The 15,017-nt window shown below is 66.2% G+C and carries 15 protein-coding genes and 1 pseudogene; 11 read left to right on the top strand and 5 right to left on the bottom strand.

Annotation, left to right across the window (positions count from 1 at the left end):
- Together proB and DM995_RS08455 are read left to right on the top strand one after the other, a co-directional pair.
- On the top strand, positions 1 to 812 hold an 812-nt coding region (gene proB, locus DM995_RS08450; protein WP_116969134.1), incomplete at its 5' end, for a glutamate 5-kinase.
- A complete protein-coding gene (locus DM995_RS08455) occupies positions 809 to 1,723 on the top strand; it encodes an NAD-dependent epimerase/dehydratase family protein (RefSeq protein ID WP_116969135.1) in 915 nt (304 codons plus the stop codon). The genes proB and DM995_RS08455, both read left to right, overlap by 4 nt.
- Here DM995_RS08455 and DM995_RS08460 read toward each other — a convergent pair.
- Entirely contained in the window at positions 1,713 to 2,300 is a 588-nt protein-coding gene (locus DM995_RS08460; protein WP_232824206.1) for a Pycsar system effector family protein, read from the bottom strand. The two genes, DM995_RS08455 and DM995_RS08460, sit on opposite strands and share 11 nt — an antisense overlap.
- A 155-nt stretch (positions 2,301 to 2,455) precedes the next feature.
- Between DM995_RS08460 and DM995_RS08465 the strand changes: the two genes are divergently transcribed.
- The 3 genes and pseudogenes from DM995_RS08465 (at position 2,456) to DM995_RS22235 (ending at position 4,298) form a co-directional block, all read left to right on the top strand.
- Positions 2,456 to 2,695 (top strand): acyl carrier protein, encoded by a 240-nt coding sequence (locus DM995_RS08465; protein WP_116969136.1) that lies wholly within the window; start codon positions 2,456 to 2,458, stop codon positions 2,693 to 2,695.
- A gap of 46 nt (positions 2,696 to 2,741) precedes the next feature.
- Positions 2,742 to 3,815: pseudogene (gene spt / locus DM995_RS08470) on the top strand (serine palmitoyltransferase); the annotation flags it as partial.
- A 159-nt stretch (positions 3,816 to 3,974) separates the two neighbouring features.
- Positions 3,975 to 4,298, top strand: coding sequence for a PaaI family thioesterase (locus DM995_RS22235; protein ID WP_286164959.1), 324 nt, complete (start codon positions 3,975 to 3,977; stop codon positions 4,296 to 4,298).
- A gap of 6 nt (positions 4,299 to 4,304) precedes the next feature.
- On the opposite strand, the gene DM995_RS08475 is transcribed toward DM995_RS22235, so the two are convergent.
- The gene (locus DM995_RS08475; RefSeq protein WP_116969137.1) at positions 4,305 to 5,096 is read right to left on the bottom strand and encodes a DUF1499 domain-containing protein; all 792 of its coding nucleotides are present in this window, start codon (positions 5,094 to 5,096) and stop codon (positions 4,305 to 4,307) included.
- A gap of 156 nt (positions 5,097 to 5,252) precedes the next feature.
- Between DM995_RS08475 and DM995_RS08480 the strand changes: the two genes are divergently transcribed.
- From DM995_RS08480 to DM995_RS08495, 4 genes are read left to right on the top strand one after another with little or no spacing between them, the layout of a single operon-like run.
- Entirely contained in the window at positions 5,253 to 5,771 is a 519-nt protein-coding gene (locus tag DM995_RS08480; RefSeq protein ID WP_023836397.1) for a GNAT family N-acetyltransferase, read from the top strand.
- Positions 5,772 to 5,831: 60 nt separating this feature from the next.
- On the top strand, positions 5,832 to 6,413 hold the full coding sequence (locus DM995_RS08485; protein ID WP_116969138.1) for a DUF1285 domain-containing protein: 582 nt from the start codon (positions 5,832 to 5,834) through the stop codon (positions 6,411 to 6,413).
- Positions 6,410 to 7,000, top strand: coding sequence for a CoA pyrophosphatase (locus DM995_RS08490; RefSeq protein ID WP_116969139.1), 591 nt, complete (start codon positions 6,410 to 6,412; stop codon positions 6,998 to 7,000). Before DM995_RS08485 ends, DM995_RS08490 begins: the two co-directional genes overlap by 4 nt.
- Positions 6,997 to 8,193, top strand: a complete 1,197-nt coding sequence (locus DM995_RS08495) for a CCA tRNA nucleotidyltransferase (protein ID WP_232824208.1) — start codon at positions 6,997 to 6,999, stop codon at positions 8,191 to 8,193. The genes DM995_RS08490 and DM995_RS08495 overlap by 4 nt, the downstream gene beginning before the upstream one ends.
- A 3-nt stretch (positions 8,194 to 8,196) precedes the next feature.
- Here DM995_RS08495 and DM995_RS08500 read toward each other — a convergent pair whose 3' ends face one another.
- The 3 genes from DM995_RS08500 to DM995_RS08510 form a co-directional block, all read right to left on the bottom strand.
- Positions 8,197 to 9,849: a putative bifunctional diguanylate cyclase/phosphodiesterase gene (locus DM995_RS08500; RefSeq protein ID WP_023836393.1), complete on the bottom strand. Its 1,653-nt coding sequence runs from the start codon at positions 9,847 to 9,849 to the stop codon at positions 8,197 to 8,199.
- A 161-nt stretch (positions 9,850 to 10,010) separates the two neighbouring features.
- Positions 10,011 to 12,314 (bottom strand): DNA topoisomerase IV subunit A, encoded by a 2,304-nt coding sequence (gene parC / locus DM995_RS08505; protein WP_116969141.1) that lies wholly within the window; start codon positions 12,312 to 12,314, stop codon positions 10,011 to 10,013.
- Between the two features lie 94 nt (positions 12,315 to 12,408).
- Positions 12,409 to 13,170, bottom strand: a complete 762-nt coding sequence (locus DM995_RS08510; RefSeq protein WP_116969142.1) for a crotonase/enoyl-CoA hydratase family protein — start codon at positions 13,168 to 13,170, stop codon at positions 12,409 to 12,411.
- A gap of 194 nt (positions 13,171 to 13,364) precedes the next feature.
- Between DM995_RS08510 and purC the strand changes: the two genes are divergently transcribed.
- Together purC and DM995_RS08520 are read left to right on the top strand one after the other, a co-directional pair.
- Positions 13,365 to 14,144 (top strand): phosphoribosylaminoimidazolesuccinocarboxamide synthase, encoded by a 780-nt coding sequence (gene purC, locus DM995_RS08515; protein ID WP_023836390.1) that lies wholly within the window; start codon positions 13,365 to 13,367, stop codon positions 14,142 to 14,144.
- 130 nt (positions 14,145 to 14,274) lie between these two features.
- A partial coding sequence (locus DM995_RS08520) for a M16 family metallopeptidase (RefSeq protein WP_232824210.1) occupies positions 14,275 to 15,017 on the top strand: 743 nt, incomplete at its 3' end.

Consider the following 15,017-nt stretch of genomic DNA (forward strand, 5'->3'; position numbering starts at 1 on the left):
CCGCCGCGCAGATGCTGGTGACGCTCGATGATCTCGAGGATCGCCGCCGCTTCCTCAACGCTTCGGCGACGCTGCGCCGCCTGATCGCGCTCGATGTCGTGCCGGTGATCAACGAGAACGATTCGGTCGCGACCGAGGAGATCCGCTTCGGCGACAACGACCGTCTCGCCGCACGCATCGCGCAGGCAGCGGGCGCGGGCGGAGTGGTGCTGCTCTCGGATATCGACGGGCTCTATACCGCCAATCCGAAGAACGACCCCGATGCCCGGCTCGTCGAGAGCGTCGCGCGGATCGATGCGCGGATTCGCGCGATGGCCGATGGCGGCTCTGCCTCGGGCATGGGATCGGGCGGCATGCTGTCCAAGCTGGAGGCGGCGCGGATCGCGACCAGCGCGGGCGCGCATCTCGCCATCGCCAACGGCACGCACGAACACCCCTTGCAGCGGCTCGACGAAACCGGGCGCTGTACCGTGTTCACCGCGGGCAAGCTGGGCAAGGGGCGCAAGCTTTGGCTCGCCGGGCGCATGACCGCGCGCGGGCGGATCGCCGTCGATGCAGGCGCGGTTTCGGCGCTCGCCAGGGGATCGAGCCTGCTCCCCGCCGGTGCGACCGCCATCGAGGGCAGGTTCGCGCGCGGCGACGTGATCGAGATCGCAGGCCCCGGGGGCGAGATCATCGCGCGCGGCCTCAGCGAATATGACGCTGCCGATGCTGCGCGGATCGTCGGTTTGCGCAGCGACCGCATCGCCGAGGTGCTCGGTTATGCGCCGCGCAGCGCGCTGGTCCATCGCGACCAACTGGTGCTGCTATGAGCGTGATCGCGATGACCGGCGGCACCGGCTTTGTCGGGGGAGCTGGGATCGGCCAGGCGCTGGCGGCGGGCCACAGCGTCCGCGCGCTCGCCCGCAAGCCGCAGCGCCCGCGTGAGGGCATCACTTGGGTCCAGGGCGCGCTCGACGATCCGGCCAGCCTTGCCGAGCTTTGCCAGGGCGCCGATGTCGTCCTGCACATTGCTGGCGTGGTCAACGCGCCCGACCGCGCGGGCTTCATCGCGGGGAATATCACCGGCACCGAGAACATGCTGGCGGCGGCGAGCACGGCGGGCATTGCACGCTTCATCCATGTCTCGTCCTTGGCGGCGCGCGAGCGGAACCTGTCCAACTATTGCTGGTCGAAGGCCGAGGCGGAGGACCGGGTCGCCGCTTCGGATCGCGACTGGATCATGGTCCGCCCGCCGGCCGTCTATGGCCCGGGCGATACCGAGATGCTCGACCTGTTCCGCATGGCAGCGAAAGGCCTGGTCATGCTGCCGCCGGGCGGGCGCATGTCGGTGATCCATGTCGCCGATCTGGCGGCTTTGCTGGTGCGGCTCGCCGCAGGCGCGGGCGATGTGCACGCGATCTACGAGGTCGATGACGGAACGCCGCAGGGCTGGAGCCATGAGGGCTTTGCCGATGCGCTGGGCCGCGCGGTCGGGCGCAAGGTGCGCACCGCACGCGCGCCGAAGCTTGGCCTGTTCATGGCCGCACGCGCCGACCGGTTGCTGCGCGGCCCCAAGGCCAAGCTGACGCCGGACCGCGCGCGCTATATCGCGCACAGCGACTGGACGTCGGATCCGCTGCGCCGTCCGCCGCGCGACCTTTGGCAGGCGGAAATTCCCACGCCGAAGGGGCTGGCCGAAACTGCGCGCTGGTACCGCGCCGAGGGCTGGCTCAAACCGTGATGATCGGATGACCGAGCGCCATTTCGATCAGGAACAGCGCGAAGGTAACGGTAAGCCCGATCAGGAACAGCCGATAGGCAAGGCCCAGATAGCGGTATTTCTTGTGCTGCAGCACCATGCCGTTCTGGTGCACGTCGCGCAGCATGGTGCGGAAGATCGTCTCGTCCATGTGCAGCTGATCGATCACCAGATCGGCAAAATCATCCTCGGCCATGTGCGAGAAATTGCCGAAGAACATGAAATTCGTCGCCCCCGGCGGCACGTCGTTCTTCGGCCTGGGCGTGCCGCGCACCGAGGGCAGGATAGCGAACACCGCGCACATCGCGGAGAGAAACGCGAACAGCGCGAGCACCATCAGCGGCAGGCTGACATTGCCGCCGCGCGCCTGTCCGACCGCGATGGTGAACACCACGAAGGTCGCGCCCATCAGGATGCTCGCCTTCTGGTCGGCCATCTGGCTCAAGGACAGGTTGGTCTGCACCGAGGTGCGGATCAGGTGAATGGCGTGCGGGGAGAAGGTGTGCGGCGTCTGCGGCCAGGGGCTTTGAATCGCCGGACGGCTCGCATCGACTCGCATTTTCGTGACACCCTCTTCCATTACAGATTGATGACACACCCGCACTGCGCTTGACAAGCGGCACCGCACTGCCCTTCTGGCTGCAACAAGCTGCCGCGATTGTGCCGCATTCGCGGGGCATGGGCAGAGCCAACCGTTACGGATGAAAGCACGACATGACCGACACCACCATTTATGACCGGATCGCCGCGCAGATCGAACCCTTCAACAAGAAGGGCGTCGCGCTGACCGAAAGCACCACCTTCGCCTCCGATCTGGAATGGGACAGCCTGACGGTCATGGATTTCGTCGCCGCGATCGAGGACGAATTCGACATCATCATCACCATGAACATGCAGGCCGAGATCGAGACCGTCGGCCAGCTGGTCGCCGCGGTCGAGAAGCTCACCGCCTGACCCGCGCTATCGTGCGCATCTTCCCCCATCCTGTAGAGACCCCCGAATGACCGACCTGTTTTCCAAGTTCGACGCCCTGATCGGCGAGCGCGAGGCGCTGCTTTCCACCGGCGTGCGCGATCCCTTCTCGCTGGTGATGGAATCGGTCAAATCGCCCACCGTGGCGATGTGCAACGGCAAGGAGACGATCCTGCTGGGCACCTACAATTACATGGGCATGACCTTCGACGATGACGTGCTCGAGGCGGGCAAGCAGGCGCTCGACAATTTCGGATCGGGCACCACGGGCAGCCGCGTGCTCAACGGCACCTATGCCGGTCATCGCGAATGCGAGGAAGCGCTGAAGGAATTCTATGGAATGGACCATGCAATGGTCTTTTCCACCGGATACCAGGCGAACCTGGGCATCATCTCGACCATGGCGGGCAAGGACGATTACATCATCCTCGATATCGACAGCCATGCCTCGATCTATGACGGCTGTGCGCTGGGCAATGCGCAGATCGTCGCCTTCCGCCACAACGATGTCGAGGCGCTGGAAAAGCGGCTCAAGCGCCTGCCCGCCGAAGCGGGCAAGCTGGTGGTGCTCGAAGGCGTCTATTCGATGCTCGGCGACATCGCGCCGCTCAAGGAAATGGTCGCGGTGTCCAAGGCCGCCGGCGCGATGGTGCTGGTCGACGAGGCGCATTCGATGGGCTTTATCGGCGAGCATGGCCGCGGCGTCGCCGAAGCGGCGGGCGTGATCGACGATGTCGATTTCATCATCGGCACATTCAGCAAGTCGGTCGGCACCGTCGGCGGTTTCTGCGTGTCGAACCACCCGAAGTTCGAGGTGCTGCGCCTGGTCTGCCGCCCCTATGTGTTCACCGCCAGCCTGCCGCCGTCGGTCGTCGCCACCGCCGCGACCAGCATCCGCAAGCTGATGCACGCGGGCAACAAGCGCGCGCATCTGTGGGAGAATTCCAAGCGCCTGCACCAGGGGCTGCGCGATCTCGGCTTCTCGCTCGGCACGCCCGAGGCGCAGAGCGGCATCATCGCGGTCATCATGCCCGACATGCTGAAGGGCGCGCAGATGTGGCAGGCGCTGCTCGAACGCGGCCTCTACGTCAACCTCCCCCCGGTTGGGCGGCGCGAAAACAACACAACCGCCAGGAGAGCCATGACCCCGTCCGATCCCGACACCCGCCCCACCGATCTCAATCAGTCGCTGGGCTTTGTCCGCATCGTCGAGCTCGATCCGGCGGGCCGCGCGACGATCGAATATCAGGCAGGCATGCACATGTGCCATTCGGGCGGCGTCGTGCAGGGCGGGTTCGTCACCGGCTGGATCGATGCCGCGATGGCGCATGCCGCGATGGCGATGACCGGGCCCGATGTGGTGCCGATTTCGCTCGAGCTGAAGGTCAGCTTCTTCGCGCCCGCCCGCCCCGGCCTGCTCACCGCGACGGCCTGGGTCGAGCGCAAGGGACGCAGCACCTACTTTTTCGAGGGGCAGTTGCTCGACGCCAGGGGCAAGGTGCTGGCCAAGGCGAGTTCGACGCTGATGCTCGCCGACAGAAGCCGAATCGAACAGGCCTCCAGCGCGGCGCTGGCGATCGGCTGATCCCTGTCAGCCCTTGGGCGCTGCGGCCTGCAGATCGTTGAGGAAGCTGCGAATTCGCTTGGCGTTCACGCCCAGGTCGCTCTTGCCGACGCGCGAGACGCTGCGGACATCGACCTCGCTGGTGAGACCACCGGGGCCGGGCTGCACCCGCACCACCACATCGTCCTTGAACTTGAACAGCGACACCGTGTCGGTCGCCTCGAGCCGCCCTTCTTCAGGCTTGGCGAGCGCAATCTCCCAGCCGCGCTCGCGCGCCACCTCTTCAGCAAGGGTCACGACGCGATCGACCGGCAGCTTGATGATGACGGTCTTCAGATCGCCATAGGCGCCGCGGTGCAGCACCTTCCAGCGCTCCTTGGCATCCATGCCGGTATATTTGGGTTCACCCCGGCCCGGGATGTCGGCAAAATCGTCAGGACGCAGCTTGAGCACCTGGAATTGCGGGGGATTGTCGAGATTGGTGGTGATGTCGTGGATCTGCGGCACGCTGCGCGCGACGTTGATCCAATATCCCATGAATCCGAGATAGGCGAGCGAGCAGACCAGGCCCATGACCGTCAGGTCGCGGATGCGCTTGCCCTTCTTGCGATAGAGCAGCAGCACGATCAGCGAGAAGACCAGGCCGACCAATGCCACGACGAGCGCCGCCGCCACCGTGCTGACGCCGTCCAGCTTTCCCCACCAGTCCTGGCCTGCACCGATCGCACCGATCAGCGCCATCACGATCGAGCCAGCACCCAGCAACAGGCACAGTCGCGCCAGCCAGATCGAACCATGCGGTTTTACGGTCTCGTCCATGAAATCCCCCTGTTGCCAGCAGGACACACATAGGAAAGCCACGGCGCTTTGGCAAACCCTATGGGGAAGCCGTGCCGCCACGAATTGCGCTCGACTTGGCGCCCTGCCGTCCCTAAGGGCGCGGACATTCCCTTTTTCCCCCGACCGTCTGGACCGATGACCGAATTCAACATTATCCCGCTGGATCAGGTCGATAGCGCCTGGGTTGAAGAGCTGCTCGATCTGGTGTTCGGCCCCGAACGCAAGAGCCGCACGATCTACAAGGTGCGCGAGGGCCTGACGCATCTGCCCGCGCTGAGCTTTGCCGCGGTCGATGGCGACGGCTATCTGGTCGGCAGCATCCAGTGCTGGCCGGTCGCGCTGACCGATCCCGATGGCCTGGCCTATCCGATGATCCTGGTCGGGCCGGTCAGCGTCGCGCCCGATCATCAGGACCAGGGCATCGGCCGCGCGCTGATGGCGGCGGTGTTCGGCGCGATGGGCGTGGGCGAGAAGCTGCCGCTCGTGCTGCTGGGCGATCCCGAATATTATGGCGCGCGGTTCGGCTTTTCGGCCGAGCGCACCGGCGGATGGGCGCTGCCCGGGCCCTATGAGCAGCACCGGCTGCTCGCACTGGCGCGCCCCGATTCGCTGATGCCCGAGCGCGGCATGCTGGGACCCTGGCGGCTGAGCTGACGCGCCCCGGGCGGCATCGCCCTTTGCATCACGCGCCGCGCATGCTTATCTGGGATCAGCATGCCCTATGATCCGCCCCCCGAGCTTCAGGACCTTTCGCTCGCCGACATTGCCGGCCTGGTCGCCGCGCGCAAACTGCCGCCGGTCGAGCAATGGAACCCTGCGCACCAGAGCGACAGCCATATGCGCATCGCCGCCGATGGCCGCTGGTATCATCAGGGCGGGCTGATCTCGCGCCCCGCGATGGTGCGCCTGTTCGCCAGCGTGCTGCGCCGCGAGCCCGATGGCCGATACGCGCTGGTCACCCCGTTCGAGCAGCAATGGATCGAGGTCGAGGACGCGCCGCTGCTCGCGGTCGAGCTCAAGTCCGAAGGCACGGGCGGCCAGCGCCGCCTCGCCTTCCGGCTCAACACCGACGAGCTGGTGGTGGCAGGCCACGAGCGCCCGATCATCTTGCGCGGCGATGCCGAAGAGCCGCGCCCCTATCTCGGCCTGTGGCGCGGGCTGGAGGCGCGGATCGAGCGCGCGGTCTATTACGATCTGGTCGAGCTCGCGCTCGAGGAGGCCGGCGAGGCCGATACCGGCCTGCCGATCTGGAGCGACGGCGCGTGCTTCCGGCTCGACCGGATCGAGGGCGCATGAGCCTGTACGACCGCCTGGCCGAGGCGCTCGCCGCCAGCCAGGGCATGGAATCGATCGACGAGGCGCATATCCGGCCCGACCGGGGAACGCATATCCCGGCCGCAGTGCTGATCGCGATCACCGATCGGCCGCAGCCGGGCGTGATCCTCACCCAGCGACCCGATTATCTGCGCAGCCATCCTGGCCAGGTCGCCTTTCCCGGCGGCAAGATCGACCCCGAAGACGAGGACGCCATCGCCGCCGCGCTGCGCGAGGCCGACGAGGAGCTGGGTCTGGCGCCCGGGAATGTCCGCGTCATCGGCACCGGCGACGTCTATCGCAGCGGCAGCGGCTTTGCGATCACGCCGGTGCTCGGCGTCATCCCGCCCGATCTCAGCTATTCGCCCAATCCCGGCGAGGTCGCCGACTGGTTCGAGGTGCCGCTCGACTTCGTGCTCGATCCAGCCAACCATGCGCGCCAATCGACCTTCTGGAAGGGCGCACAACGCAATTATATCGAGATCATGTGGGGTCAGAGGCGCATCTGGGGGGTGACGGCGGGGATCATCGCCAATCTGTCGCGGCGGCTGGAAGGCGTGCTGGCGTGACGCGGATCAAGGCTGCCTGGACCCGACGCGAGGACCTGCGTGCAATGCTCGTAGTGCTCGACCCTGCGAGCGACCAGTGCCGCTATGTCGGCGGCGCGGTGCGCGATGCGCTGCTGGGGATCGAGGCGACCGATATCGACATCGCCACCCGGTTGCTGCCTGAAGCGGTGATGACGCGGCTCGAAGGTGCGGGCATTCGCGCGGTACCGACGGGCCTCGCGCATGGCACGGTGACCGCCGTGCTGCCGAACGGCCCGGTCGAGATCACCACGCTGCGCCGCGACGTTACCACCGACGGACGCCATGCCGAGGTCGCGTTTACCGATGACTGGCGCGAGGATGCAGCGCGGCGCGACTTCACCATCAACGCGCTGTTCGCCGACCCCGAGACGCTCGAGGTTACCGACTATTTCACCGGGCTGGAGGACCTGGAGGCAGGTCTGGTGCGCTTCATCGGCGACGCGGGCGAGCGCATCCTCGAGGATCACCTTCGCATCCTGCGCTATTTCCGCTTTCACGCCCGGTTCGGCGGTGCGGTCGACGGCGAGGCCGTAGCCTCCTGCTCGCTGCACGCCGAGCGGTTGAAGGCCTTGTCGCGCGAACGGATCGCGCGCGAACTGCTGTTGCTGCTGGGCGCGGCGGACCCGCTGGAATCGGCGCGGCTGATGGCCGATGGCGGGATCTGGACGGTCGTGCTGCCCGAAATGGCGGAGGATGGGCTCGACCGGCTGACCGAATTGCTGGCGCGCGAACACGCACTGGGTGCGGAGCGCAACGCGCTGCTGCGGCTGGCGGCGCTGCTCCCGACCGAGCCATTGCTCGCCGATACGGTGGCGGCGCGGCTGCGCCTGTCCAAGGCGCAGCGGCTTGCGATGCAGCGCTTCGCGGCGCCCTGGCCCGCCAACGGCACCGCACGCCAGATCGCGGCGGGTGTCCAGCCCGAGGAACTGGTTGCTCCCTGGCTGCTGCTGCGTGCGCCCGATGCGATGCTGGCGGCGGGCTGGCAGAGCCTCGCGGGCTGGCAGGTGCCCGGTTTCCCGCTGGGCGGACGCGACATCATTGCGCTGGGCATCCAGGCCGGACCCGATGTCGCAAAGGCTCTGGGCGAGGTCCGGCGCCGCTGGATTGCCGAGGATTTTCCGGATGACGCGCGACTGGCCGAGATTGCGGCAGAGGTTGTCGCGCAGGCCTGATGGTCAGCCCATGCGCTCGATCATGAAATCATAGGCACGGCTCGCCGGAACGGGCGGCGAGTAGAAATAGCCCTGGCCGTACGAACAGCCGAGAGCGGCGAGCGTGTGCGCGATTTCCAGCGTCTCGATGCCTTCGGCGGTGGTTTCCATGTTGAGCGCCGAGGCGAGCGACAGGATCGCGCGGACGATCGCCACCTTGTCGCGCTCCTGCAGCATGTGCGTGACGAAGCTGCGGTCGATCTTGAGCACGTCGATCGGCAGCTGCTGCAGATAGGCGAGGTTCGAATAGCCGGTGCCGAAATCGTCCATCGCCAGCGACACGTCGAGCGCGCGCAGCGCGTTCATCACCTTCGCGGCGCGCGCCGGATCGCTGACCACCACCGATTCGGTGAGTTCGAGCATGATCCGATCGGGCCGGGTCTTGTTGGCACGCAGGATGCCCGAGACCATGTTGGGAATGTCGTCGCGCGCGAACTGCGCGGCCGAGACGTTGACGCTGATCTTCAGCGGCAGTTCCTCGCCCGCCTTGGCATCCCATTCCTTGAGCACCTGGCAGGCGCGGTCGAGCGCCCAGCGGCCGAGCGGCAGGATCAGCCCGCATTCCTCGGCGACGGGAATGAACTCGGCGGGCGAGATCATCCCGTAATCGGGGTCCTTCCACCGCGCCAGCGCCTCGAACCCGGTGACGAACCCGTTGCTGAGATCGATCAGCGGCTGGAAATACAGCTCGAGCCGGTCGAGCTCGATCGCCTTGCGCAGCTCGGTCTCCAGCGTGAAGCGGCGCCGCGCCTTGTCGAGCTCTTCGGGCGTGTAGATTTCTGCCTGGCGGGTCTGCTTGGCGCGCTTCAGCGCGATCTGCGCCTGGCGGATATAATTGGCGCAGTCGCTCTGCCCCTGCTTGCTCAGCGCAATGCCGATGGCACCATCGATCTGGATTTCGAGATCGGACAGCCGATAGGGATCGGCAAAGACGCTGCGGATGCGGTTGGTGATCCGTATCAGCTCGCGCTCGGTGGTGCCGCGCAGGGGTACGAACAGCGCGAATTCGTTGCCGCCGATTCGCGCGACGATGTCGGTCTTGCGCATCCGGCCCATCAGGCGGCGCGCGACGGTGATGATGAGCTCGTCCCCCACGATGCTGCCCGCGCATTCGTTGATCTGGCTGAACCGCGCGATATCGAGCGTGAAGATCGCAAACGCGCCCAGATTGCCGCGCCCGCCGGTCGGCGCGTCGGCGAGACGGCTCTCGACCTCGTCCTCGAACCCGGCGCGATTCGGCAGCCCGGTCAGGCTGTCGCGCATGGTTTCGCGGCGGAAGCTGTCGTGCGTCTCGATCTCGCTGGTGCGGTCGATCAGGCTGACGAGGAAATGCGGCCATTCCATGCCGCGCAGGTCCATGCGCGCCACGGTGACATCATAGCGGCGCGGCTTGACCGGATCGTGCGAGGTCCAGGGCTTGACCGCCTTTCCGCTGTCGTTGCGATAGGCGACCGAAACCAGCTCGGCGAGCAGCCGGGCATCGAGGCCGTTCGGCGCATCGGGTGCCAGCTCGCGCTCGACGAACGCGGGATTGGCCGCCATCAGCTGCAGATCCTCGCCCGCGCGCATGACGACGGCGGCCGGAATCGGCAGCGGATCGAGCGCGGCAGACACCATCGGATGCGCGCGCGCGCCCGCGAGCGCCCCGGAACGATCCGGAGCGCTTCTGCTGCGCGCTTTCGAAGGCGGTGTTGGACTGACCATGGTTAGCATCAGCTAACCGGCAAAGATGTAAAATTCACTTAAAACGAGTTCAAAAGCGGCATCGATATTCAAAATCAGCCCTCGAACTTGTTGTTGCGCGGGAAACCGTTGGGCGGAAGCCGCCCTGCTGCACCGCGCGCCACCCGCCACAGTCCCATGTCCCTTTCGGTGCGGGTCCGTCCGCTTTCGCCGCCCATGGTCCAGCTGAGGCCCTCTTCAAGCCTGAATGTCGTAGCGTCGGACAGCGATCCGTCGCGATAGCGCTGCAGCTGCACGCCCTGGCCACGCGCCATCACCGGCAGCTCGGAGATCGGGAAGACGACGAGCTTGCGGTTCTCGCCGACCACCGCGACATGGTCGGCGTTGGGCGGGACGGAGCGAATCACCATCAGCTTCACGCCCGCCTTGAGGTTGACGACCTGGCGACCCTTGCGCGTCTCGGCGATCAGCTCGGCCATCTCGGCCAGGAAGCCGCGCCCGTTCGACGCGGCGAGCAGCAGCTTGCCGGCAGGATCATAGGGCATCAGCGCGATGATCTGCGCCTCGTTCTCCATGTCGAGCATGCCGCGCACCGGCTCGCCAAAGCCGCGCGCGCCGGGCAGCTTTTCTGCACCCAGCGTATAGAAGCGGCCGTTATCGAGCGCGATCAGCAGCTTGTCGGTCGATTGCGCATGGAAGGCAAAGCCCGGGCCATCGCCTTCCTTGAACTTGGTCAGTTCCGCAGCGCCGAGGTCCGCATGGCCCTTCATCGCCTTGATCCAGCCGCGCCGCGACATGATCACGGTCACCGGCTCGCGCTCTATCATCGCCTCGAGCGGAATTTCGCGCGCAGGCGCGGCTTCCTGCAGATCGGTGCGGCGGCGGCCCAGCTCGGTCGTCTCCGAATAGAGCGCGCGCAGGGCGGTCAGGTCCTTTTTCAGCCGCGTGCGCTGGCGCGCCGGGCTGTCGAGCAGCTTTTCAAGCTCCTCCTGCTCCTTGATCAGCGCATCATGCTCGCGCCGAAGCTCCATTTCCTCGAGCTTGCGCAACGAACGCAGCCGCATGTTGAGGATCGCCTCGGCCTGCCGGTCGGTGAGTTCGAATTCGGCCATCATCACCGGCTTGGGCTCGTCCTCGGTGCGGATGATCTCGATCACGCGGTCGAGATTGAGATAGGCGATGATATAGCCGCGCAGCAGCTCGAGCCGCGCCGCGATCTTCTCCAGCCGGTGGCGGCTGCGGTTGATCAGGATCAGGATCTGGTGGCGCAGCCAGGATTCGAGCAGCGGCTTGATCCCCATCACCCCCGGCGTGCGCGTCTCGTCGAGCACGTTGAGGTTGAGCGGAAAGCGGATTTCGAGGTCGGTCAGCCGATACAGACTGTCCTTGAGGATATCGACATCAACATTGCGGCTCTTGGGTTCGAGCACGATGCGGATCGTCTCGTCCGATTCGTCGCGGACATCGGCGAGGATCGGCAGCTTCTTCTCGGCGATCAGCGTCGCGATCTGCTCGATCAGCTTGCCCTTCTGCACCTGATAGGGGATTTCGCTGATGACCAGCTGCCAGGTGCCGCCGGACAGCTTCTCGATGCCGGTCTGCTCCCAGTTGCCTTGCGCATCCTTGCCGGTCGAATAGCGCGCGCGCAGGCGGAAGGCGCCACGCCCGGTGCGATAGGCCTGGGAAATGCTCTCGGCGCTGTCGACCAGCAGGCCGCCGGTGGCGAAATCGGGGCCGTGGAAGCGCTCCATGATCGCCTCGTGCGTCGCTTCGGGCTGGTCGATCAGCAGCATCGCCGCGTCGATCACCTCGGCGGCATTGTGCGAGGGGATCGAGGTCGCCATGCCCACCGCGATGCCGCTGGCGCCATTGGCGAGCAGGTTGGGGAACAGGCCGGGGAAGACCTCGGGCTCTTCCTCCTCGCCATTATAGGTGGGCTTGAAGGCGACGGTGCCCTCGTCGAGCCCCGCCATCAGCTCGATCGCGGTGCGCGTCAGCCGCGCTTCGGTATAGCGATAGGCGGCGGCGTTATCGCCATCGATATTTCCGAAATTGCCCTGCCCGTCGACCAGCGGATAGCGCAGCACGAAATCCTGCGCCAGGCGGACCATCGCGTCATAGACCGAGGCATCGCCATGCGGATGGTACTTGCCGATGACATCGCCGACGACACGCGCGCTCTTCTTGTAGCTGCTCGCCGGATCGAGCTTGAGCTGACGCATCGCCCAGAGCAGGCGGCGATGGACGGGTTTGAGGCCATCGCGCAGATCGGGCAGCGAGCGCGCGGTGATGGTGGAAAGCGCATAGACGAGATAGCGATCCGACAGCGCGCGATCGAACGAGGTGTTCTCGATTTCGGGGATATCGTCGCCGGAACCGGCGCTCGCCTCGTCTGCCATGCGCAGCGCCTAGCAGCGCAAAGCCGGCAAGGCGAGAGGGGCAGCCCGGTTTTCTGGGGAAAATTTATGGCTCGAACGCCGCTGCGCCGGGCGATCAGAACGCGCCGTGCCGCCCCTTGCCCCCGGCAAAGCTGGCCGCGCCGCTCAGCGTCTCGCCGCTGGCGATCGTCTCGCGCCCCAGCCTGGCCTCGAGCGCAATCGCTTCGGCCTCGGACAGCGACCATTGCGCGATCGCGCTGGCGCGATCATTGCGCATGCATTGCTGCGGGAAGGCCGAGATCTGGCTGGCGAGCTCGACCGCGAGCTCGAGCGCACCGCCGTGCCGGGCGACGCGGTTGGCGAGCCCCATCTCGTGCGCCTCGGCCGCGCCGACCTCGCGCCCGGTCAGCATCAGGTCCATCGCGCGAGAATGGCCGATCAGCCGTGGCAGCCGGATCGTGCCCATATCGACCAGCGGCACTCCGAAGCGGCGGCAGAACACGCCCATGCGCGCGGTTTCCGCCATCACCCGCATGTCGCACCACAAGGCGAGCTCCATGCCGCCCGCCACGGCATAGCCCTCGATCGCGGCGATCACCGGCTTGGTCAGCTGCATCCGTGTCGGCCCCATGGGTGCCATGCCGGCATCGGTGACCGGGCGCCTGTCCCCCTCGCTCAGCGCCTTCAGGTCCGCGCCCGCACAGAAATGCCCGCCTGCCCCATGCAGGATCGCGACATGCACGCTGTCATCGGCGTCGAGCGCGGTAAAGGCATCGTGCAGCGCGAGCGCGGTCGCGGCATCGACGGCATTGCGCCGCTCGGGCCGGTTGATCGTGACGATCGCCACCTGCTGCTTGTGATCGACCTTGACCTGCATGCCACACACTCCCGCTTCCTCATCCGGCACTTCAGGCTGCACCTGTCCGGTTTCATGACAGTAAACATACCGGTCCGGACAGCGCAATTGCACGCGCGCACCCAAGTCGCTATAGGGGCGCGAGGAGACGCCCCGGCCCTGCGTGCATTGGTTGCCGCACCGGGGCGTCCTGCTTTCTATCGGAGATACGTGCCATGACCCGCCGCCGCCAGATTTACGAAGGCAAGGCCAAGATCCTCTATGAAGGTCCCGAGCCCGGCACGCTGATCCAGTATTTCAAGGACGATGCCACCGCGTTCAACGCCCAGAAAAAGGGCACGATCAACGGCAAGGGCGTGATCAACAACCGCATCAGCGAATATGTGTTCACGCGGCTTGCGCATATCGGCATCCCCACGCACTTCATCCGCCGCCTGAACATGCGCGAGCAACTGGTGCGCCAGGTCGAGATCGTGCCGATCGAGGTCGTCGTGCGCAATGTCGCGGCCGGGTCGATCTGCAAGCGCCTGGGCCTGGAGGAAGGCCAACCGCTGCCGCACACGCTGATCGAATATTGCTACAAGGACGACAGCCTGGGCGATCCGCTGGTCGCCGAAGAGCATATCGCGTGCTTCGGCTGGGCGAGCCAGGAAGAGATGCAGGACATCTCGTCGATGGCGATTCGCATCAACGATTTCATGTGCGGCATGTTTGCGGCGATCGGCATCCGCCTGATCGACTTCAAGCTGGAGTTCGGCCGCCAGTTCGACGGCGATTTCTCGCGCATCATCCTGGCCGACGAGATCAGCCCCGATGGCTGCCGCCTGTGGGACATCGAGACCGGCGAGAAGCTCGACAAGGACCGGTTCCGCCGCGATCTGGGCGGCGAGGTCGAGGCCTATCAAGAGGTCGCACGCCGTCTGGGCCTGCTCAACGAGGGGGGCGACAACGAGGTGCTCGATCTCGACAGCCACCGCCGCCGCAAGGGCAAGTAACCCGCCGGTCTTGCCCTCGGATGCTTGACGCGTCCGTCATCTTGCGCGGGCAAAGGCCCCGTGCAACATTTCCGCCACACAATAGCAAAAGTGGGTGGAGATGGATCGAGGCGGAAGGCTCCCAAGACCCGTGGCGAAATCGGCGCTGGCTGGCATGGCCGCTGCCGCGATTGCGCTGCTACCGGCCCCGCTTCTTGCCCAGTCTTCCGCGCCTCCCGTAACCGATGCCAGCGCGTCGCCTGCACCCCAGCCGGTGCGCGACGAAGCTGCGATTGCCGCCGCCTGGGGCTATGCTGCCAGCGATCTTGTGCCCGATCCTGCGGTGCGCCTCGGCGTGCTGCCCAACGGCATGCGCTATGCCATCCGCAAGAACGCGACCCCGCCGGGCACCGCGGTGATGCGGCTGCTGATCGATGTGGGATCGACGGCGGAGGCCGAGGACGAGCGCGGCCTCGCGCATTTCATCGAGCATATGGCGTTCAACGGCACCACCAACGTGCCCGAAGGCGAGATGGTCAGGATTCTCGAGCGGCTGGGGCTCGAGTTCGGCGCGGATACCAATGCGTTCACCAGCTATGACCAGACCGGCTATCTGCTCGATTTGCCCAATGTGAAAGCGGAGACGGTCGACACCGCGCTCTATCTGCTGCGCGAGACCGCGAGCGAGATCCGCTTCGATGCCAAGGCGATCGACCGCGAGCGCGGGGTGATCCTCTCGGAGCTGCGCACCCGCGCCAATTATGCGCAGCGCAACCGCGAGTCGCTGTTCGAATTCACCGTGCCCGACACGCGCATCGCCACGCGCTCGCCGATCGGCGACAGATCGGTGATCGAGACCGCGCCCGCCGAACGTTTCCGCAGCTTCTACGAGCG

The sequence above is a fragment of the Blastomonas sp. UPD001 genome, from assembly GCF_003426715.1.
Lineage (GTDB): Bacteria > Pseudomonadota > Alphaproteobacteria > Sphingomonadales > Sphingomonadaceae > Blastomonas.